The organism is Mycobacterium venezuelense (assembly GCF_054919535.1).
The window spans coordinates 18,419-38,433 of sequence record NZ_JBONDW010000031.1 but is presented as its reverse complement, the minus strand read 5'-3'; the positions used below and the strand labels follow the sequence as shown (position 1 = coordinate 38,433).

Sequence of the window (20,015 nt, the reverse complement as noted above, 5' to 3'; positions counted from 1 at the left end):
GCACGTCGATCGAGCAGAACACGAACATTCAGCGAGGAGTAACCATGGATCCGCGACGAATCGAGCTCAACCGCAGGCACAGTCAGGAGATGGGGCTGTTGTTCGCAGAGTTTCTGGAGACACACCCGGACATCGACGCGGAGTTGTCCGACGCGATGACCGAGCACGAGGATGCCGCGTGGACGGCCTTCAGCGCTCAGCTCCTCGCCAGACATCAAGCAGAGCGTGCCGCGTTGGCCGATCAGATCGAGGCCGAACAACGTGTCGGTCGCCGGCCGGCGGATGACGCGCGGCCGTCGGCACAGAATGCAGATCAGGCGATATCACTGGCGTCCGACTGGATCCGTGCGCGCGGTATCGATTACCCGACCGAGGGCTTGGCAGCGGATCGATTCGCCTCGGGCTGGACTGTGTATGCGCCTGTCGAGGTCGATGAGAGTGATCCGATGTCGTTCTTGGACATCCCCGTTGGCCGCTCGGTGTTCCTGGTCGGCGACTCCGGACGTGTTGAGGAGGTCTCGTCGTCGATGCCACCCCAATTGGCGTATGACAGGTTCACCTTGCAGGAAAGGGCACCGCAGACCACCCGCGGCGAAGCTGACAGCGCCATGGCCGAATTCGAGCGGCAGTTCGACATCACCTCAGCTGAACCCGCACGCCGCGGCGCCACCATCGCGATCACGTACGTCGGGGGAGCCGTGGCCTTCCCGGATACCACGGGACTGCTCAGTGAGATATTCCAGCAACTCGGTGGGCTCGGGCCGATCGGTTGGGAGGAGTTCACCGCCGCTTTTGCCTTGACCGCCACCTCGGAAGTCGCTCAGTTGCAGTTCCGCTCCGACGACCGCACCGATATTGTCCCGGTACCGCAGCCGATCGCCGACGTGGTGCGCCGGCATCGAGAGGAGACGTCGACGGTCCCCGCCGGCCCGTGGTGGCGGCTGGTCTTGACATGCACCAACAGCGGGGACGCCACGGTTGACTATGACTACGGCGATGAGCCGTTCCCCGAAGGGCAGTTAGTCGCCAGCGAGCACTACCGCAATGATGTGGAGACCCACCCGCGTCCGCAGCTGCCGATCTGGCTCGCCGGCTATATCGCCGCCCCCGATGCCCAGGGCCGCAGCGCTCGGCAGGCGGCAACTGCGGTGACAGAGGATGCCGAGGCCGGACGGCACTCGATCGCTACCGGGGATGTTCCTTCCCTGCACGAACTTTGGGCGCGCTGGGCCGTGCTATCGGCGATACGAGCCGGCACCGGAGCTGAATCGGGTCCGCAGATGCACCCTGGCTATGCGTCGTATGAGACCGGCGGCCGTAACGGCGCCACGCTGTTCGTGCTGCCCGGCGACCGCGCAGTGCTGTCCGGTGGGAGGTGGAACTCCGAATTGCTCGACGCAGCCTACAACCGCGGACAACAGCTGCCCGACCTCTACACCGGGGCTCCCGCGTGGGTCACGGACAGCGTCATCGACGCGCGAAACCGCAACGGATTGCTGACTTTCTGCTTCTGGTGGCTCGACGGCCGCTGGCGCCGCGGCGCAACGGACACGTCCGGCGAACTCAACGCGGCGATGCCGCCGGTGTTGACCGCGGGCGAGACCATTCGGGCGATGGTCGAGCAAATTGGCGCTGACGTCGAAATCCAGTGCGCCGCTTTGCTGTCAGGCGCCGTCGACCGCATCGCGACCGCAACACAAGTCGCTGCGGTCTTCGCCGGCAAGCCCGATGTTGACGTCGACGCCGCCGTCAACCAACTCAGCCTGGCCGGCTTGTTAACCGTGTGACACTGATTCCGTCGGACTGTAGATGAACAATAGGTGAACAAGTCCGACCCGAATAGCCCCGTGGCCCCCGCGCCTATAGCGTGAATTGCTGTGCTGCGAGGGGGTTTTCGGTGACATTGCACGCGGATATGCAGATTCTCGGTCAACTCGGGCCAAAATTGCAGGGGCTGGCCACCGAGGCCAGTCTGTTGCGGACGGGGCCGTCCGCGGGACCGTACCTGTCGGTACCCGGCGGCATGGAACCTGCCGTGCTCGAGGCGGCCAGCATCGCCCACGATTTGGTCGACACGACGTTGATCAACGCGGTGAAGGAACGCCTGTCCGAGACCGGCGAGATCATGGTGAACGTCAAGAACCAGTTCCAGAACGCCGATGACGAGGCGCTGGAAGTGGCGATGAGGATCTACACCGATGCGACCGGTGACTGGGTGGTCCCCGAGGTACCGCGGTGAGCATGAACCGCACGCAGGTGGAGTCTTGGAACCCCGCCACCTTGACTGCCATCGGTAATGCTTGGAAGACGTTGGGAACCAACGTCGAAGGCCTGTTCAACCGGTACAAGTCCACGGTGGCCGGTGTCAACGACGGCCATTGGGAAGGGCTGGCCGCAGATGCCGCGCTGAACCGGGCCGAGTCTGACCGGGTGTCAGCCGTCCGCGTCGTCGACCATCTCGAGCGTGTCGCCCAGATCGCCATCGACGGTTTCAACGAGGTCAACCCACCGTTGCAGCGTGCCCGCAACGCGATCACGGGGGCTGAGGCTGCCGGGTTCACCGTCACCGAGAACCTGACGGTCACGTTCATGGGGCCGTTGACCCAAGCCCAACAGACCGCGAAGGCGCAGTGGCAGCAGCAGCTCACCGACGCGGCCAATGACGCCGAGACTGCCGACAACAATGTCAAGACCGCGTTGAACAATGCGCGTGCGGGTCTGCGTGTGGCGTTCGTGGCCCCGGCGGGGCTGGGAGCCGACCAGGCACGCAGTGACCTCAATCAACTCCTGACTGATCCCTCGAAGTTGACTCCAGAGCAGCTGCAACGACTTATCGAGGCCGGCTCGCTCACGCCCGAGCAACTCGTCGCGCTGTCGTCCGGCGACTTCGTCAATATCCCCGCCTCCCAGATGGAATACCTCAATGCCCTGGCCCGGGCGCTGGATGGCAAGTCCTCTCAGGAGATCGAAGATCTGCTCAACGGTCTTCCACCCGATGCTCGTAAGGGCGTGGCCAACGCGCTGCAACTGCTGTCCAACCCGGCCGTACGTGCGAATGTGTCCGGTGACAGCGAAGTTCCGACAACTGGTCGCGCAAACCTGCTGCCCAAGAAGATGTACGAGTCGCTGACCCGTGACGATCTGGTGACCAACAAATGGGAGATCGTCGGTAACTGGGGTTACAACACCTGGAATCTCAACGGGGTGGCCGATAACCAGGCGGCCGCCCGCATTGCCGGCATGAGCGACGTAACGTTCCAGCACGGCAGTGGACTGGACACCGCGGTGCTCAATGCGGCCGCGACCTACCTCGACGCGCAAAACGCTGCCGACAAGGACGATCTGTTTTTCGTCGACGGGCGAGGCGCGGACTTCAATGCGCCGCTCACCGAGGAGATGTTGCACTCGGTGGCCGAAGACCGGGCAGCAGTCGCGCAGTTCGTGTCCGGCCCGAAAGGCGATGCGTTCCTGAACGACGTCTTCACCCACGAGTGGCCCGACAACGGTAAGACGGCATCTGAACTGTTCGATATCAGCACGCAGGACGCGGTGTCGGATCCGAACAACGCACCGGATGTGGAGCTGGCCAAAAACTCCGGCGACATCGCCGAGAGTGTGGCTCGATACATGTCGGGGAACGCTACTGATCTGCTGCGTCTGCCGGACGATGTGAGCACGTCGGCCGGTGAGCGCAACCCCGACCTGCTGATCAACCTGGCTGATGACCTCGCGCCGTACTACAGCACATTCGCCGGCGCGCAAGCGATTCCGGATGTCGGGCACTTCGACACCACCAAGCAGCTCTCGGACATGTACTCGGTGCTGGCCTCCAACCCCGATGCGGGTGTCAAGGCCGCTCAGCACACGTACGCCCAGCAGAACGTGCTCGCGGCGGCGTACGGCGCCGGTGATGGTCCCAGCACCTACGCCCAGATCGCCGGGCAGATGCAGCACGCACTGGAGACCGGCACCGCGTCGGCGCAGGCCAAAATGGATTCTGGCGACGTTTACAAGGCGCGGTGGGAGCAAGCCGCCAACACCGCTTCGTTCGACTCTGCGAGAGCGACCGCCGCGGCGGTCGCGGACATGGCCGGCTTGAAGCCGCTCAAGTACCTGATCGATATCGCGGGCCCGGCTCTGCGGCCCTCCGTAGTAGGCGTGGTGGACAACGCCGCCGTCGTCAACCCGGACAACGCCGTGCCCAACCAAACCGCCACGACGCTCGTCGATTCCAACACGACGGTGGAGAGCATCGTCAACGGTGTCGCCGCCGAGGATCCGTCGATCATCAATGATCCCGCCTTCGCCGAGTATCGCGACATCAACGACAACGGTGACGCATACATCAACGTCGAGGACCTCAACGATCAGGCCGAGATCCGGGATCTGCTGTACGAGCGCTACGGCATCAACGTCGAAAGCTGGTACACGAACTTCAACATCGGGATGCACACCGGCCAGATCGCGGTCGCCGGACCCCGTTGAGTCGGTGGTTGGGCTGTCTCGCGCTACTGGTAGTCGTATGCACGTGCGGCTGCTCAGATCCGAGCAGGGCCCCTGATACAGCCGAAACAAGCACTGCGCACAACGGTTTCGCACGCACGCAGTACTCGATCGTCTGGACCGATCCGGCTGGGCTCGATCTGATGTCACCCGAAGGCACGTATGTGAGGGCATCGGTCGAATCTCTCGATGTCAGTGCCGCGAATGGCAATACGGCCGTCGCGGCACCGGGCTTTTGGGACAGTCTCGACGAGGCGGCCAAGACAGCAGCCGAGGACTTCTTCCGGATGGGTCCCGTCCAGCCCGAGTTCGGCGTCAAGCGCTACGAAGTGCTCGATGCGGTTGAGGACGCCAACTCCGTGACCGTGACGGTGTGCACGTACAACCAGCAGGTCGGGCACGCGCAAATCGGAACAGGCGCCTATGAATTCGGCGGCACCGGCCCGTTCAGTGCCGTCATCACCTTCGACCGCATTGGGGATGGGCCACCAGCACAGCAGCGAGGCGCTGAGATACTCCCGCTAGCAGAGAAGTTCGGTGACTGGCGGACCAAAAGCTGGAAACTGGGCCATTTTCCCGACGGCGCGCCGTGCACGGGTAGAGAGTTGCCTGGCGTCGAGCCCGGCTCATGGCCTCAGACGCGCGGAGCCGGTCCGTACGTCACGGACCGGCTCCCAACGTCAACCAGCTATCCCGGCTGGCCGAAAAGCGGCGCCTAGATCAGAATCCGCCGGCGAGGTGGGCGTCGAGCGCCCGGGCGTCGTCCTGCGACTGGTTGCCACCGGAACGGGTTTGAGTGATCTCGACCAGGACGGCATCCATCGCCTGCGAGATTTGTATGCGCTGCGTCTGCAGCTCGTTGGCGGCCAGACCCCGATACACGTCGGTGAGCGCGTCGAATACCTTGTTCACTGAATCCGCCAATGCCTGTGCTTCGTTCGTCGCGGTCTGGATGTCGTCCAGAGCGGCGAAGTTGGCTTCGTACTGATACCGAATGGTGTCGGCCATGTTCGATCCTCTCCTAGCCTTCGTCGTGTGCGGTGATCTTTTGGATGTCTGCCTTGCCCTTGTCGGCAACCGCCTGCAGGCGGTTGATCACGGCTCCGAAATCTTCGCGGTGCTGGGTCATGATGGCCCGGAATGTGGCGGCCCGGCCACCCTGCCATGATCCGGCAGTCATTGTTTCGGTTTGATCCAGAATCCGGTCACCCATCAACTTGGCAGTCGCCATCGCCTCGTCTACTTGTGTGATCTTGGCCTGGGCTTCGGCCGGCGTGAGGCTAAGCTCGGTCATATCTTCCTCTCGTGGATATCGGTTGAATCGCCTGGTGCTGTTGAAATTCGCGCAACGAGGTGGATCTAGGAGTCCTCCCATCTCTCGGTGGAAAGCTCGACAAGCCGGCCGATGGCCTGCTTGATGGCGTGGTCGGATCCGGGTTTGAGGGTGGTCCATAGCTGGCCACGCGGTGACGCGCTCGGGGCGCTGACGATTCGTCCCCGCTTGGTGTAGAACACGCCAACCGCAGCCGGGGAACGCAACACTCGATCTGCCTCACGATCCAACGCGTAGTACACAATCTCGGCGAACGCTTGACGCGTGGCGAGAGCCGAGCCGAGCAGCAGCGCGGTGCGGGCTTCCGCTCCCAGCGCTCGGATGCGGTCTGACAGCCGCGTCGCGTCGTGGCTGTCCGACAGTGCCTCGCCGAGCGCATCGAGCGGTGCACCGAACGGAATGACGTCTGCCGCGGGCGATGCGGGCAAGTGGCGCAGGAGGGAACGGACGGCCGGTTCTTGTGATGTTGCGGCCGATCCGCCGTCTACGACTTCGAGGACGACTTCGTTGCCGATCCGCCGCGCCGACACGCTATCCGACCCTCGCCGGAGGACAGTCACGCGCGCATTGCCGTCGGGCGTGACCAGGCGCATCGCCAGCTCACGGTCGGGCCGTTGCATGGCGCGTAGCACCGGAACCAGGTCAGGCAATACCTCGCCCGCGCTGATCAATCCGCGGTCGGCCAAGGTGCGGGTGGCGTGGTCGAACGCCGCGAGCAACTCTGTTTCGGTGTTGCGCCGCGTCCGGATTCCCAAGACCACCGGCAGAGTCTGCACGCCGATTCGAGCGGCGATGACCTGTAATTCCTCGTCGGTGACGACGAACTTCGGGGCAAGCGTGGCCGTCACAGGTTCAGCCCCTTGTCGACACCGATCACCGGCGGTGACACCCACCGGTCGTCCACGCGTTCAAGAGTTGGCTCCGGCTCATCGGCGAACGCCTCGACCTCGGGTTGCTCGGGCAGGGCAAGCTCATCGAAGATCGCGGTATCGGGCCCCCAACTGACGTTCGACACCGTGAACGGCGAATCATTCTGTGCCGCATCAGGAAGCCATGAGTTTCCCGAGCCCGACAATCCGGCGGCCGATTCGCCGGCCCCCTCGAGAGTCGCTGCGGGTTGGCTCGATTCGTAGCCTTGACTCTGGTCACCTCGGCCCATGGCGCCCATCGGGGCGTACGGGGGATAACCCGCACCCATTCCCGATCCGCCCGCTGAGCCTCCCGACGAGACAAATCCGGTCTTCTGAAGGTTTCTCGCCTCAGCACTCGATTTGACAGCCTGGGCGGGCATCGGTGCGAGAGGAGGAGGCGCCACACTGCCGACGTCGGCGCCGGCGCCGCCACCACTCGCGGCGGCTTCACTTTGAGCGTGCTGCTCTGCCCGTAGCGCATTGCCTTTCGATACGTCAGGCGGCAGGGGCTGCTCCCACGGCTGCGCAAGGTGAGCGACCGACTCCTCGTACTGCGTCATCACCGCGGCGGCGTTCGCTTGATCGGCGGTGGCGGCCTCGTCGAACTCAGCGAAACTGCCGGTCAGGATCGCGCCGTTGTACGCCGCGAGAGAGGCCATCATGTCTTGTGCTGCTTTGGCTTCGATGGCTTCTGGCACCGTGGGCATCGACATTACGGCGACGGTGTTGGCGACGGCGGCTTCTTCGGCACGTTGGCCGTTCGCGGCGGCGCTGAGACTGACCGCCTGCAACCACTTGCCGAACTCTTCCATGCGCTGCAGTGCGGCACCGGAGGCTTGGCTTTCCCACACCGTGCGAAGCCGGACCATCAACTTGTCGAAGTCGCCTGAAATGCCTGCCAGTTCGTTGGCGATCCGCACCCAGGCGCCGCCTGCTCCACCCACAGACGCGGGCCCCGGTCCGTCGGTGAGGTCACGAGCAAGTTGCTCCGTGCTGCGCGACGACCACGCCACGTCGGTGAAACCCATGCTGAGACCCCCCCTCGTCAATCAGGTGTTAAAGCTGGAGCTGGCGGCGACTACCTGACGAAGTCGTCCTCGGACGCCACGACCGTGTTCGAATGACCACGCAATGTCGCTGCCACTTCGTGCATTTCGGTAAGGCCCTGGTCGACCGAGGTGCGAAATGCCGTGTGAACATCGTTGAGAGTGTGGGCAACACGCTGCGATACCTCGTCGCGCCCCGAGGCGATCACCGTGAGGTTGGTTGCCTCGTTCTGTAGAGCCCGTTGCACCCGGTTGGCGAGTTCGTCGAGTTGACGGCTGACCTCCGCCACTTCGGTGGGCTGAATCGACATCCCTACGTTGTTGGCCATTATGGTTCCCTCCCTGAAGACATTTAGATCCGGAGCCTGACGTCCGGAGGTTCGTTGGGGTCGGCTTCACCGAGCACTGGAGGCGCGGCGGTGCCGAGATCACCGACGATCTCGTCGCCTTGGTGAGTCGTGTGCAAGAAATCTGCGGCGGTGTGGCTGTTCGTCGAGGTCTGTGCCCCGTGCCCGCCCGCCATCGGTCCGTAGGGCGCCCCCATCATGCCCATCCCCGCTCCAGTTGCGCCGACCGCGCGGCCGGTGGCGGTTTGGGTTGAGGTGGAAGCCGTTTCGGGCTGGACCATGGGAGACGTCGCAAATGACCGCGATGCCATGGTCGCACCTGCACCACCCCCACCGCCGCCGACTCCGGCGCCACCGCCCATCGGCCCTGCAGCTCCCGCGGCAAGCGCGTCGTCGGCAACCGGCGTTGGCGGCGGGGTAGACGAGACTTGGCCGGCGGCTTGGCTCGCCGCCGAAGCGGCCCCGGTGCCAGCCTGGACGCCAGACTGCGCGGCCTTGGTGGCCATCGACATCAGGGGCGATGCCAAGCTTTGCAGCATCGAACTGCCGAGCGTCGGAGCCGACGCCACGTCCACCGGTGCTCCGGCCGCGGTCACGCGCGCCGCCTCCGCACCCAACGTGGATTGCAGTTCCGTGATCACCTCGGCGGTCATCGCAATGGCCTTGTTGGCGGCCGCGATCGCTGCCGCCCAACCCCACGGAAAGATGATGCTGGGCCCGATCGCAGCGAGCGTCGCCTGGAATTCGGCGATGATCTCGATCAGGCGGCCGCGGGCTTGTGCGACATTGGTGGAGGCCGTGGCCAAGCTGCTCTTCAACGTCTCCGATTGTGCGGCGACCTCGGCGCCATCGTTGATCGCATCGCCGGTCTTGGTCGTTGCGGCAGTACCCGATTGACCTTGCCAGGATTCGTCGACCGCTCCCATCGACTGCTGCAACGAGCCACCGGTGGCCTGGAAGACCTGAGAGATCGCCTCCAACATCGCGGTGGGGTCCATGGCTTCGAAGAGCCCGGAGCCCAACGTGCCGAGCGCATCGGTGACCGGGCTGATCAGCGCGCTGGGGTCCATCGGACTCGCTTGAGGTTGCCCCTCTTCCTGCGGCGGTTCCGGTTGCACACCGGCTTCAGGAGGCCGTTGGTCAACAATCGGGGAAATGCCGAGCTTCGCCAGAATCTCGGACACTGGCAAATTCAGATAATCTTGCAGACTTTGCTCTTGAGCAGCGATAACCGGCGTCGGATCGTAGCCGGGCAGCTGTTGAGCTAGCACCTCAGTCGGTTTGACCGGGGCTGGTGGCGGAATTGCTGCCATCGTCGGCGACGGATCAGGCGTTGTCTGCTGCTACGACAGCGGATTGAGATGCGGTGGTGGCGGCGCCGATGGCCGCATGCACTCCGCCGACTAGGAGCGTCGCCGCCAAATTGCTTGCCTGCGCAGGCCCGAACGCCATCAGGTATGCCGCTCCGATGGGCCCGACGGCAATCGCGGCCGCGTTCAGCATCGCTGCGGAATCGGCGGAACCCGCGGTGGTGATGGCCGCGGATGCGGCCTCGTTGGCGGCGGAGAACGCCGCCATACCGGGCGGAACGGCGACAAAGACCTCACCCATTGTATTAATACCTTCTCGATTCGGTATGAGCGCTGCGTCAAACCAAGACAAACTGACTATAGCGGCGGATTGCGCCTGCAGCTAACGCAGATTCAGCACGAATTGGATATCCACAGCACGACGGAAAATTGTAGGAAGCGTCAGTGGAGTGGCTGAGCAAACGACTGTGTACAGGTTGTGCGACGACGCTGCCGGCGTCGCCTGGGCGCAACATGAGTGGTCATGCGGTGAGAAGGCGCAGCACCCAGGTCGGCTTCGCGCAACGCGGAGCAACACGGCAGTGCAGTCGCCGACATTCCGTCGCACTGTGCAGAAAATATGCGAGTTCGAACGTGAATTGCGCTGAAACGCAATGTGAATAGCAGGTTGCCACCGCCGTGGCCGACGCAGAATCAGGCCTGGCCAGGGTCGAAAGTCGTGCCATCCCAACGGGTCAGGGGAGCTTGCTGCAGTTCTCGCATGCGGGTGCTGAACTCTTGTGAAAGAAAACTCTGCCGATCGGCTGCGACCTGAGCTGCGGCGCGCGCGGTATCGACGATCAATTCGGCGAGCGCGTCGGGTCCCAGTGTGTGAGCTTGCGGCGCGAGCCACAGTCCGGTCATCGCACCCGAGCCGTCGACCTCGACGCTCACATTCTGGTCACGGCTGATGACCCGGGCCGAGATCGATTGGCAATGCTCACTCATCGCGGCCATCAGGTCGCGCTGCTTGACGATACGGGCGATCAGGGATTCGGCGAGGCTGCTCACACCGTTTTCCTCCAGCTCACGGGTAATTCGTCGTCCTCGCCCATGGCCTCGTGTTCCGCACGCTCCAGGTCCTCGTCGGTGGCCAAGTTGAGATTGCGGATCACCGAGGCACTGAAACCGTTCTCGACCAGCTCGTTTCGGCGTGCCACCTGCGCACGGGCGGCCGACAGCCGGCACAACGCCATGATGTCGCGCGCCAATTGCTCGGGCGGTTTGGCCAACTCGACGGCTTCCAGGTGTAGGGCAACCGGGAGCCCGCGTTCGGTGGTGCGCACCGAGATCGTGCCACCTGGCGATCGCACTGGCCTCGCATACATGATTTGGCCCCCTCGGCTGTGCGGCAGCCACCCCGGATGTATGGCGGCAGCCTGTGACAGGCTCCAAACTTAGTACAATCACGGACGTCTGTAGGGGGCTCGGCAGTTCGGCAAACGTGTGAAATGCCCATGATGGCCGCACATTTGCTGGTGTGACAGCAGTCAAGCTCCACCGCGCAGTGAGGAGACAGGTCACCACCGATGAGTGGCACCAGTGACGCGCAGCGAGTGTTCGATGCCGGCGTGCTTTCGCTCGGCATTCCGATCGACGGGCTCGAGGCCGAGCGTGACGTGCAGTACGCGGCGCTGGCCTTCAAGCGCGCCACCGAGTACGACCCCGATATGTGCGACGCGTGGTTGGGCCGCGCAGCGGCCGGCGATGCGGGCCCTGAGGTGATCTACCACCTCTACCGCACCAGCAAGGTTTCGGCGTACCGCGAGCAGCGCAGGCTCGGTCTCCCGCCACGCGCGCTCGCCGCCCGGTTTCAGACCGGCATGTACCTGGATTATCCACTCAGTACGAAAACCGAGATGTGGCTTGCCTATGCGGCCAGCATGATCAGCGCGCGTGATTTCAGCGAAGCCGAACAGGTCCTCGACGAGTTGGATACGTTGCGCGCGGCCATGCCGGGCGGTGATGAACCCTCGGCTGAGATTTGCGCCTATATCCGGGGAGTCCTGCATTTCACGACTCAGCGCTGGCCTGACGTGCTCACGGCCCTCAGTAGATCCGCTGTGTTCGCCGATCCCTACATCGCTGCGGGCGCTCACCTCATGGTTGGTTCGGCGTGCGCACAATTGGGCTTGTTCGGTGAGGGCGTCCGGCGGCTTGACCAGGCGATCGCCGGCCCCATCCCGGCGGCGCGGCGGGCCGCTGAGTTCTGTAAAGGTCTGACGTTGCGCGAAACCGGCAACGAGCAAGACGCGCGCGTCATCTTCGAGCGCATCTACAGCGAGGAACCGGGTTTCGAGGCCAACGCGGCCGCGCTCGCCGACCCGAAGTATCGGTTGGTCATCACGACGAAAGAGGTGATCGACTCTCGCACCGATCGGTGGGACCCGGCGAGTGCGCCCAGTGCCGAAGATCTGCTCGGCGACGATGTGTCTGAGCGAGGCAACGAGTATCTGCTCGCGGCGCAGCAAGAGCTAGACCGGCAGATCGGTCTGTCTGAAGTCAAACGGCAAGTGGCAAAACTCAAATCGGCGGCGCTGCTGGCCAAGGTTCGCGGTGACAAGGGCCTCAACGCCGCGTCACGCACATTGCACCTGGCGTTCACCGGCCCGCCCGGCACGGGCAAGACGACGATCGCGCGGGTGGTGGCGCAAACGTATTGCGGGCTCGGATTACTACGCACCCCGAACGTGGTCGAGGCCAAGCGCAACGACTTCGTCGGACAGCATCTCGGTAGCACCGCGATCAAGACGACCGCGCTCATCGACTCGGCGATGGACGGGGTGTTGTTCATCGACGAGGCCTATACCCTGGTTCAGACCGGACTATCCGGCGGCGACGCGTTCGGTCGTGAGGCGGTGGACACCCTGCTGGCACGCATGGAGAACGACCGTGACCGCCTCGTGGTGATCATCGCCGGCTACGACGCCGAAATCGACCGCTTCCTCGCCTCGAACGAGGGCCTTGCGTCACGGTTTTCGAAACGGATCAGGTTCGCCTCGTACTCGCCGCCCGAGTTGGGTGACATCGGTCGATTGATCGCGAGGTCCCGTGACTCGGAATTGTCGGACGCCGCATATGACGAACTGGTCACGACATGCACCACGCTGTGCCATGGCCAGGCAGTGGATCCAGCGGGCCAGACTAGGCACAGCATCGACCTTGCCGGTAACGGCCGATTCGTGCGAAACGTGATCGAAGCTGCCGAGGAGGAGCGCGAGTACCGGCTGAGCGAGATGCACAGTGGCAATGTCGCAGACCTCGAGGAAGCGGAACTGATGCGGATCGAATTGTCCGACATGCAGGCCGCGCTCAAACAGGTGCTCGGCATGCTCACGGTGAACTGACGATCGAAGGTAGCTATGACCGAACCGATTCCATCGCCTGCGGACGCCAGTTCGCCGTTCGACGACGCCACGATCCCACTGGCGGTCGTACCGGCACCGGCGCAGATGGTGGCCGAAGAAGAGCCGAAATCTGCTCTGGGCCAACCCGCTTCGATGACGCCGTTCACGAGCTCCGCGCGCAGCAACACGCCGCAAGCCATGGTTCCGACCAGCGGCGAGCTGGGGTTGGTGCGCGTACGGCCGGCGCCGCGACGAAGCTGGCACAAGGCGCTACAGCGGGCCACGGGCGGCACGATCGGCGGATCGGTCGAGGAATCCGACCGTCGTCCCGTCGCGCGGACGAACCAGCCGGCACGGGGCCCCTTCAGCATCGCGGTGTTGTCGCAGAAGGGTGGGGTCGGCAAGACGACGGTCACCGTGGGGCTGGGCGCGATTCTCGCGGCCACCCGCGGTGACCGGGTCATCGCAATGGATGCCAATCCGGATTTCGGCACCCTTGCACAGCGGGGACCGAACGACAGCCGGTCGACTGTGCGCGACGTTCTGGTCGACCCCAATATCGTCTACTACTCGGACATGCGGCGTCACACGTCGCAGAACTCGAGCCGCCTCGAAATCCTGGCGTCCGAGCGTGATCCGGCAACTTCTGAGGCGTTCTCCGAGTCGGATTATCGCGGTGTGCTCAGCGTGCTGCAGCGTTTCTACGACATCATCCTGACCGACTGCGGCACCGGCCTTGTTCATTCGGCCATGACCGGTGTGCTCGACGAGGCCGACGCCGTGGTGGTCGTGGCGTCACCCGCAGTCGATTCGGTAAGAAGCGCGTTGGCGACGCTGGACTGGCTGGACCGGCAGGGATACTCACATCTCGTACCGGGCGCCTCGGTCGTGATGAGCGCATCGCGCCCCGGCGCGACCGGCTTTGACATCGACCGGTTGGCGAGCCATTTCCTGCCGCGGGTGCGGGCATTGCACGTGATTCCGTTCGACGATCATCTGGCCGAAGGCGCCGAGATCGACCTCGATCTGGTCGCGGCGAACACGCGCAAGGCACTGGAGGATTTCGCGGCAACAGTCTCGGCGGGCTTCACCGCAATAAGAGTGGGGATGCGCGCGTAGGCTGCGGACAGGATTGGAGTGCCGCCATGTACCTGCCCCCGAAGTTCGCGTTGACCGCTGAGGAGACCGGCGCCGCGCTGCAGCAGGCGGGTTTCGCGCATCTGGTCAGTTATGCGTCGAGCGGTCTCGTCGTGACGCCGCTCCCGCTGCTGTATGACAGCGAGCGGCATTCGTTGATCGGACACGTCGCGCGGGCCAACCCTCATTCGCAGGCTGCGGGTGCGGAGTCCGTGGCCGTGTTCGCCGGGCCGCAGGCATACGTGTCGCCGGGCTTCTATGCGACGAAGGCCGAGACCGGCAAAGTGGTGCCGACGTGGAACTACGAGGTGCTCAACGTGTATGGCCGGCTTGAATTGCACGACGATCCCGAGTGGGTCCTGGCCATGGTCACCAAGTTGACCGACCGGCACGAACAGGACCGGCCGCAGCCATGGCGGGTCACCGACGCACCTGAGACGTTCACGCGCGGCCAGCTCAACGCCATCGTGGGGGTCGAACTCCCGGTTGACCGGGTCGAGGCCAAGGCGAAGATGTCGCAGAACCAACCCGCGCGGAACCGGGAGGGTGTCATCGCGGGGTTGGCGGCGTCGGATTCGCCGTCGGACCTGACGGTGTCCGAACGCGTCGCCGCACGGAACTCCGACCGCTGATCGTCGCTCAAGAGGCCCGTGGCGCCGGTTCACCGTAAACTGGCTAACAGAGCCATTTTTGCTGGCTAAAGACGTTGGAACACAAAGTGAATGGCGGGTAACGGAATTCCGTCGTGAGCGTTACGCACCGAGAGAGGCAGCCGCAAAAGTGGACGAGTTCGATCGCCACGTACTCAATTTCGTCCTGACTTGGGCACCGTTCGGCGGACACACCGACGACGACGCGTTTCCGGAGTTCGGCATGAGCGCCCATCAGCTGTGGACACGGTTCGCAGCGGTGACCGATGCCGCTGAACTGCAGATATCGGAACTCAGCGAGTGGGATGCACTACTGGTGAACCGTGCCCGTCAGGTTCTGCTGACGCAGCAGCGCACCGCCGGGTAGAGCGGTAGCGTGGTGGCGGGAGGTGAGCCACTTGACCACCAAACGCGACGACCCTGAGCGCAGCGAAGAAGAACTATTCGAAGAATCCCTGCGCAGGCACGGTCAGCTTGCCAACTCGGAGTCCGAGGAGCTGCCGCCGGGCGCCACCCATGAGGAGACGACAGACGAATCCGGTGAGCGCAAGGTGCGCCGGAAGCGGATGTCAGCGTTCTGACACGCCGGCCCCGCACGCGAAGCGGACCCGCTGTAGCTCCTGTTTGCGTCCGCGTTTCCTGACCGCATGCGTCGTCACGCGGGAGTGCTTGTCCGGTGCCTTGACGGCGCGTTTCTTGGCCGCGGGCGCGGAACCGAAATCGACTTGATCGTGTTTGACCAGGCTGTCGACGAAGTCCAGCACCTCAGATGAGGCCGCACCGGCACGCGGCGCGGTCATCAGTGCCGCAGCCCCACCCGAGTCGCCGACCAAGGCGACCGATTCGACGCCGGCGACGACGCCGCGCAACCGCTTGTCGACTTTGTCCAACGCCACCTCGTCGTGGATGGTCACGTTCGCCATGGTCGCCCCACCCATCTCAACCAGGCTCACGGTGGCCGCTGCCCTGGCGCCTGCGCCGACGCGGCGACGCAGATCGCTGATGGTCGCTCGTTCCAGCGACACACCATCGGCGCTCAGGCTGGGTGAGCCGCCGGCCAACGGCAGTTCAGGCGCAAGGAACGCCTGCGCGCCCAGTGCGATGCCGTGATCGAAGAACGCCTTTCCGATGATCTGGCTGTGTGCGCCGCCGTTGAGTGTGCTGTCGGCTAGCACCATCGCCCGCCCGAACGCGCGGAAGAACCGTGGAACCGCAGGCGCAGTGCGGGCGGCTTCGTAGGCGAGGGCCGCCGTCGTCTTGGTCGCCTTCCACAATCCGGCCGCGGTCTGTTGGTTGCCCGCGGCGAAGATTCCGCGCAGGACGTCGTAGAAACAGCCGGAGATGATGCGGCCGAGGCTGTGAACTTCGGCGATCATGACATCGGGTCCGCCTGACTGCGGCATCGTCTGCGGCAGTTGCCATTTGAAGGTGTTGAGGGCACGTCGCGGCTTGGCTGCCGAGAAGTCTGCGCCGAACAGATGCCGGGCGGTGTCGGCGAGGTCTTCGGTGATGGCCTCGACGAAGTTGGGTTCACTCAGATCCGGCGAGACATCGAGAAGTGCCTTGCGGGTCGGTTCGTCGCGCAACGCGGTGAGGATCGCCGTGATGTCACCGAACGCTTCGTGAAAACTGCCCACCTCCAGAAGATTGACGAACCACAGATCGGGGCGCAGCGCGTCGAGAACACCATGCCCGACCTCGTGTGCCACCACATCGGTGCTGGCGCCGGTGAACGTCATGCCGTTGCCGTTGCTCGCGTGGAAGAACGAAAGGCTTTCCCGGTCGTAATAGGCGTTCACCTCCTCGCCGGCATCGGGGACGAGCATCAGTGCGGCGGGGTTCACCGCTTCCTGCGCCCAGGATGTCAACGGCTGGCCGAGCACTTCTTCCCAGGCTTCGACCGCGAGGATCGCCGCCTGACGGGCCTGCCATGCGACGAAATCCGGATTGCCCGGTTTGAACATGCCCTCGGCGGCGTTGCTTGCCAGCGTGATCCCGGCGGTGCCCGCGCCGCGATCCGGGCGGGCGGTCACCCGGCGCATGGGGATGACGTCGACGACGAGCGGATCGTTGGGAATGAAGTTGATCATGTCCACTCCTGCCTGTGCGGGCTGATGCGGCAGACGTTAATCGCGCTACCTCGACAGTGAACGAGTAGCTGACTACTCGACTTTCGCATCAGACGAGCCCCGCCCGCTGGTCGGTCCGACGGCCGAACGTGGTGGTCGAGCGGAATTCGAGTAGTCGCCTACGCGTGTGTCCGGGCTAACGCGGGCGTGACGCTTGGCCGGGATGAAGGAGGTCCACAGTGAACCGTTTCCAGCGCGTGATCGACATCCTCGACGAGTCGATCGGTGGTCCCGACGCGGGGTTTGCCGGACACGGCCCGTTCTGGCGTGGACTCACCCGCGACGACTTCGTGGCGTTCAAAGTGTTCGGTGTTCACAGTCTCCTCGTCGTCGGAGACGGTGCAGCCTCGAATCTCGTGCGGTCGCTGCGAGGTGAGTTCCCATTCGGCGAGGATCTCGACGATCCTCCGCCGGGGGCACGATTCCCGCGCATGCCGGTCGGACTGGATCCCGTGTCCGACAGCGACATCGGATTCATCGAAGGTTGGATCGACGACGGTTGTCCGGAGGGTGACGAGCCGATGGCCGGGGGGCTCGCGTGGCGGCCGACGACGGCTCCGCCGGCGCAACGTTACGACGACATCTGTTTCCTCTCAACCGAACTCGGTTGGGCGGTCAACAGCGCAGGCCAAATCCTGCGCACTGCTGACGGTGGCAAGCATTGGGAGATCCAGTTCCAGGTACCCGTCGCGCTGTCGAGCCTGTGGCTGCGCAGTGTCGGGTTCGCCACCGAGAACCGCGGGTGGGTCGGTACGACCGCGGGCGAGGCCCAGCTGTTCGAAACCAGCGACGGCGGCGCCACCTGGGCCGCAGTGGACAGGCTGCCTGCCGATGCGCCCGCGAAGGTGTGCGGAATCTCGGTCGTCAATGAGGCCGTGGTCTACGCATCGGGAACCAACGAACCCACGGACACCCCGCGGGTCATGAAGACCGTCGACGGCGGTCTGACGTGGCAGTCACGGGACATGACCGACCACGCCTCGATTCTCATCGACATCTACTTCACCGATCCCGACACCGGGTGGGTGGTCGGCGGGCTGGAACACCCCGTCACGCCGGCTGATCGCCGGTGCCGGCGAAACCTCGCCCGTTCGAAGATCAAGCCGGTGGTGCTGCACACCACCGACGGCGGTGAAAGCTGGACCAATCGGCTCGCCGGGATGGAAGCACAATTCCCGCTCGGGGAATGGGGCTGGAAGATCTTCTTCCTCGATCAGCAGGTGGGCTTCGTATCGTTGGAGAACTTCTGCGAGGGCGCGATCCTCAAGACCACCGACGGTGGTGGCACGTGGACGCGACTGCCGATCAACGACGCGAACAAGAACGCCAACCTGGAAGGAATCGGTTTCGTCGACGAGAACCGCGGCTGGGTCGGTGGTTGGGGCACAACGGCTTTCCTGAATCCGAACGGACTAAGCAGTGAGACGACCGACGGTGGGCAGACCTGGACCAGCGTCGACTGGGGCGAACCACAGACCGGCGAGTTTCTCAACCGCTTTCGGTTCGTGGGTGATTCGCCCACCGTCGGCTACGCGTCGGGAAACACGATCTACAAGTACAGCACCGAATCCGGGGCACCCCCGGTCGGTGCGCTGCCACCCGCGCCGTCGCTGTTCACCGAACCGGGACCGCGTACGACCGCACGTCCCGTGCGGCTCACCCTGAATATTCCGGCCGACGCCGCCGAAATGTCGGTCGACGTATGGGACCGATTCGGCGTCTACGTCCGGCAGTTGGTCCGCGAATCTCAGCCCGCCAGTGGACAGCGGACGATCGTGTGGGCGGTCGACAGCGAGGCAGGCGATCCGCTCGAGCCGGGCTATTACATGGTGCGCGCCACCATCGACGACCGGACCGACAGCACGCTGCTGCGCATCGAGGAGTGAGGGAAAGCCATGGTAACTCCGGTCTTTGAATGGGTGACCTACGCCGTCGCGCGGCCCGGGCGCGCCGGCGCGATCGCCCACGACGAGGAGGTGATGATCCCGGATCTGGGCGGCTGGCCGACCGCACGGGACAAGATGCGCATCCTGCTCGAAACCGCCGCCGAGATCGAACATGCGTTGCTGGTGCAATACCTGTACGCGGCCTTCTCGCTGAAGGCGCGCGGCGAGGTTAGCGACGCTGCGCAGAAGGCGGCGCTGAAGATGTGGAAGGCCTTGCTCATCGATACGGCGACCGACGAGATGGGCCACCTAATGACGGTGCAGAACCTGCTTTTGGCCGTCGGCCTGGCGCCCAGTCTGGAGCGCGAGGATTTCCCGCCACGCAAGGATCTCTATCCTTTCAAGCTGCACCTCGAACCGCTCACCCAGCGTTCGTTGGCCAAGTACGTGACTGCGGAGGCTCCCAGGGACGCAGACATCGGCGACATCGTGGCTCTTGCCGCCGATGCGGCCGGGATGGCGGTCAATCGAGTGGGGGCGTTGTACGGGCTACTGGGCGTGGTGTTCTCGACCGAGCAGGAGGTGATCGACGGCGGATCTATCAGCCAGGACTGGGACGATACGTTGCGTCTGTACGCGCTGGCGGCCTACGAGCAGAACCCCGATCGTGCGGCGTGGCATCTCACCGACGACGTCATCGATCGCGACACCCTGACCTGGCAGGGCGACGGAACAGACTGGCAGAACAACGGAGTGCCGATCCACCGGATCGCCGACCGCGCGGGTGCGCGCAGTGCGATCCTCGACATCGCGGTGCAGGGGGAGGGACCCTCGGACGGTGGGATCGAGTCCCACTTCGATCGGTACCACAACATGTTCGTCGGTCAGAACGGCGTGAAGAGGTTCCCGCCAGACGATTTCGTCGCAACCCGGCCCCTACCGATCGATCCTGTCGCCTCGACCTTCTCCGATTTCCGCACCCGTGCCTGGAGCGAGCTGGCCGACCTGCGATACGGGTTGATGCTGGGCTTCATCGAGCATTATCTGCTCACCGCCGATGCCGGTGAACGCAGGAAGGTGGCCTCTTGGGCGCTGGAAGAGATGTTCCAACTGGCCGGGCTGAACGAAACTCTCGTCAAACTCCCGGGGCCGGGGGCCGTCGCATTCGGCCTGCCGGAGATCCTGCACCTGCCTGCCGATCAGGCGGAGCGGTGGGCGCTGCACCGGGCACGCACGGAGAAGTCGGTGGCCCACATCGCGCAGATGCGGCGGGAACCGCTCGACGCGGCGGATCCCATCCTGATGTCCCTGGTCGACGAGGACACCCGGCGGCTCGCCGATATGCCCGCGAATGCCCCGGTCTGAATTCACCCACTT

The 20,015-nt window shown here is 64.4% G+C and carries 21 protein-coding genes; 11 read left to right on the top strand and 10 right to left on the bottom strand.

The features are described from left to right. Positions 1–44 precede the first annotated feature (44 nt). From ACRCUN_RS32165 to ACRCUN_RS32150, 4 genes are all read left to right on the top strand, one after another. Positions 45–1,787, top strand: a complete 1,743-nt coding sequence (locus ACRCUN_RS32165) for a hypothetical protein (RefSeq protein ID WP_462145657.1) — start codon at positions 45–47, stop codon at positions 1,785–1,787. A gap of 110 nt (positions 1,788–1,897) precedes the next feature. Next, positions 1,898–2,239, top strand: coding sequence for a hypothetical protein (locus tag ACRCUN_RS32160; protein WP_462145656.1), 342 nt, complete (start codon positions 1,898–1,900; stop codon positions 2,237–2,239). Between the two features lie 2 nt (positions 2,240–2,241). After that, positions 2,242–4,485, top strand: a complete 2,244-nt coding sequence (locus tag ACRCUN_RS32155) for a TPR repeat domain-containing protein (protein ID WP_462145655.1) — start codon at positions 2,242–2,244, stop codon at positions 4,483–4,485. 182 nt (positions 4,486–4,667) lie between these two features. Next, positions 4,668–5,222, top strand: coding sequence for a hypothetical protein (locus tag ACRCUN_RS32150; protein ID WP_462145654.1), 555 nt, complete (start codon positions 4,668–4,670; stop codon positions 5,220–5,222). A gap of 1 nt (position 5,223) precedes the next feature. On the opposite strand, the gene ACRCUN_RS32145 is transcribed toward ACRCUN_RS32150, so the two are convergent. The 9 genes from ACRCUN_RS32145 to ACRCUN_RS32105 form a co-directional block, all read right to left on the bottom strand. Then, positions 5,224–5,511, bottom strand: coding sequence for a hypothetical protein (locus ACRCUN_RS32145; protein WP_462145653.1), 288 nt, complete (start codon positions 5,509–5,511; stop codon positions 5,224–5,226). Positions 5,512–5,524: 13 nt separating this feature from the next. After that, a complete protein-coding gene (locus ACRCUN_RS32140; RefSeq protein ID WP_462145652.1) occupies positions 5,525–5,797 on the bottom strand; it encodes a hypothetical protein in 273 nt (90 codons plus the stop codon). A gap of 65 nt (positions 5,798–5,862) precedes the next feature. After that, the gene (locus ACRCUN_RS32135; protein ID WP_462145651.1) at positions 5,863–6,684 is read right to left on the bottom strand and encodes an ESX secretion-associated protein EspG; all 822 of its coding nucleotides are present in this window, start codon (positions 6,682–6,684) and stop codon (positions 5,863–5,865) included. Beyond that, entirely contained in the window at positions 6,681–7,775 is a 1,095-nt protein-coding gene (locus ACRCUN_RS32130; RefSeq protein WP_462145650.1) for a PPE domain-containing protein, read from the bottom strand. Before ACRCUN_RS32130 ends, ACRCUN_RS32135 begins: the two co-directional genes overlap by 4 nt. 50 nt (positions 7,776–7,825) lie before the next feature. Continuing rightward, positions 7,826–8,122 carry a PE family protein gene (locus ACRCUN_RS32125; RefSeq protein WP_462145649.1) on the bottom strand — a complete coding sequence of 99 codons (297 nt, stop codon included), beginning with the start codon at positions 8,120–8,122 and terminating at the stop codon, positions 7,826–7,828. A gap of 23 nt (positions 8,123–8,145) precedes the next feature. Next, on the bottom strand, positions 8,146–9,210 hold the full coding sequence (locus ACRCUN_RS32120) for a hypothetical protein (RefSeq protein WP_462145648.1): 1,065 nt from the start codon (positions 9,208–9,210) through the stop codon (positions 8,146–8,148). Positions 9,211–9,466: 256 nt separating this feature from the next. Next, the gene (locus tag ACRCUN_RS32115; RefSeq protein WP_462145647.1) at positions 9,467–9,751 is read right to left on the bottom strand and encodes a hypothetical protein; all 285 of its coding nucleotides are present in this window, start codon (positions 9,749–9,751) and stop codon (positions 9,467–9,469) included. A gap of 392 nt (positions 9,752–10,143) precedes the next feature. After that, positions 10,144–10,500, bottom strand: a complete 357-nt coding sequence (locus ACRCUN_RS32110) for a YbaB/EbfC family nucleoid-associated protein (protein WP_462145646.1) — start codon at positions 10,498–10,500, stop codon at positions 10,144–10,146. Continuing rightward, entirely contained in the window at positions 10,497–10,802 is a 306-nt protein-coding gene (locus tag ACRCUN_RS32105; protein ID WP_462145645.1) for a hypothetical protein, read from the bottom strand. Before ACRCUN_RS32105 ends, ACRCUN_RS32110 begins: the two co-directional genes overlap by 4 nt. A gap of 216 nt (positions 10,803–11,018) precedes the next feature. Between ACRCUN_RS32105 and eccA the strand changes: the two genes are divergently transcribed. From eccA to ACRCUN_RS32080, 5 genes are all read left to right on the top strand, one after another. After that, a complete protein-coding gene (gene eccA / locus ACRCUN_RS32100) occupies positions 11,019–12,836 on the top strand; it encodes a type VII secretion AAA-ATPase EccA (RefSeq protein WP_462145644.1) in 1,818 nt (605 codons plus the stop codon). A 15-nt stretch (positions 12,837–12,851) separates the two neighbouring features. Next, positions 12,852–13,955, top strand: coding sequence for a MinD/ParA family ATP-binding protein (locus tag ACRCUN_RS32095; RefSeq protein WP_462145643.1), 1,104 nt, complete (start codon positions 12,852–12,854; stop codon positions 13,953–13,955). Between the two features lie 26 nt (positions 13,956–13,981). Further along, a complete protein-coding gene (locus ACRCUN_RS32090; protein WP_462145642.1) occupies positions 13,982–14,605 on the top strand; it encodes an FMN-binding negative transcriptional regulator in 624 nt (207 codons plus the stop codon). Positions 14,606–14,753: 148 nt separating this feature from the next. Next, positions 14,754–14,990, top strand: coding sequence for a hypothetical protein (locus ACRCUN_RS32085; RefSeq protein WP_462145641.1), 237 nt, complete (start codon positions 14,754–14,756; stop codon positions 14,988–14,990). Between the two features lie 31 nt (positions 14,991–15,021). After that, positions 15,022–15,204 (top strand): hypothetical protein, encoded by a 183-nt coding sequence (locus ACRCUN_RS32080; protein ID WP_462145640.1) that lies wholly within the window; start codon positions 15,022–15,024, stop codon positions 15,202–15,204. Here ACRCUN_RS32080 and ACRCUN_RS32075 read toward each other — a convergent pair. Beyond that, positions 15,193–16,713 carry a gluzincin family metallopeptidase gene (locus ACRCUN_RS32075; protein ID WP_462145639.1) on the bottom strand — a complete coding sequence of 507 codons (1,521 nt, stop codon included), beginning with the start codon at positions 16,711–16,713 and terminating at the stop codon, positions 15,193–15,195. The genes ACRCUN_RS32080 and ACRCUN_RS32075 overlap by 12 nt on opposite strands. A gap of 218 nt (positions 16,714–16,931) precedes the next feature. Here ACRCUN_RS32075 and ACRCUN_RS32070 point away from each other — a divergent pair, with 218 nt between their 5' ends. Both ACRCUN_RS32070 and ACRCUN_RS32065 read left to right on the top strand, forming a co-directional pair. Further along, positions 16,932–18,638 carry a WD40/YVTN/BNR-like repeat-containing protein gene (locus ACRCUN_RS32070; RefSeq protein WP_462145638.1) on the top strand — a complete coding sequence of 569 codons (1,707 nt, stop codon included), beginning with the start codon at positions 16,932–16,934 and terminating at the stop codon, positions 18,636–18,638. Positions 18,639–18,647: 9 nt separating this feature from the next. Next, a complete protein-coding gene (locus ACRCUN_RS32065; RefSeq protein ID WP_462145637.1) occupies positions 18,648–20,003 on the top strand; it encodes a ferritin-like domain-containing protein in 1,356 nt (451 codons plus the stop codon). The last annotated feature ends 12 nt before the right edge of the window (positions 20,004–20,015 follow it).

What these genes read in the sequence shown, in the direction of transcription:
- ACRCUN_RS32165 (WP_462145657.1), top strand. Translation starts at nt 45, where the DNA reads ATGGATCCGCGACGAATCGAGCTCAACCGCAGGCACAGTCAGGAGATG.
- ACRCUN_RS32155 (WP_462145655.1), top strand. Translation starts at nt 2,242, where the DNA reads ATGAACCGCACGCAGGTGGAGTCTTGGAACCCCGCCACCTTGACTGCC.
- ACRCUN_RS32145 (WP_462145653.1), bottom strand. Translation starts at nt 5,511, where the DNA reads ATGGCCGACACCATTCGGTATCAGTACGAAGCCAACTTCGCCGCTCTG.
- ACRCUN_RS32140 (WP_462145652.1), bottom strand. Translation starts at nt 5,797, where the DNA reads ATGACCGAGCTTAGCCTCACGCCGGCCGAAGCCCAGGCCAAGATCACA.
- ACRCUN_RS32130 (WP_462145650.1), bottom strand. Translation starts at nt 7,775, where the DNA reads ATGGGTTTCACCGACGTGGCGTGGTCGTCGCGCAGCACGGAGCAACTT.
- ACRCUN_RS32125 (WP_462145649.1), bottom strand. Translation starts at nt 8,122, where the DNA reads ATGGCCAACAACGTAGGGATGTCGATTCAGCCCACCGAAGTGGCGGAG.
- ACRCUN_RS32120 (WP_462145648.1), bottom strand. Translation starts at nt 9,210, where the DNA reads ATGGACCCCAGCGCGCTGATCAGCCCGGTCACCGATGCGCTCGGCACG.
- ACRCUN_RS32115 (WP_462145647.1), bottom strand. Translation starts at nt 9,751, where the DNA reads ATGGGTGAGGTCTTTGTCGCCGTTCCGCCCGGTATGGCGGCGTTCTCC.
- eccA (WP_462145644.1), top strand. Translation starts at nt 11,019, where the DNA reads ATGAGTGGCACCAGTGACGCGCAGCGAGTGTTCGATGCCGGCGTGCTT.
- ACRCUN_RS32095 (WP_462145643.1), top strand. Translation starts at nt 12,852, where the DNA reads ATGACCGAACCGATTCCATCGCCTGCGGACGCCAGTTCGCCGTTCGAC.
- ACRCUN_RS32090 (WP_462145642.1), top strand. Translation starts at nt 13,982, where the DNA reads ATGTACCTGCCCCCGAAGTTCGCGTTGACCGCTGAGGAGACCGGCGCC.
- ACRCUN_RS32075 (WP_462145639.1), bottom strand. Translation starts at nt 16,713, where the DNA reads ATGATCAACTTCATTCCCAACGATCCGCTCGTCGTCGACGTCATCCCC.
- ACRCUN_RS32065 (WP_462145637.1), top strand. Translation starts at nt 18,648, where the DNA reads ATGGTAACTCCGGTCTTTGAATGGGTGACCTACGCCGTCGCGCGGCCC.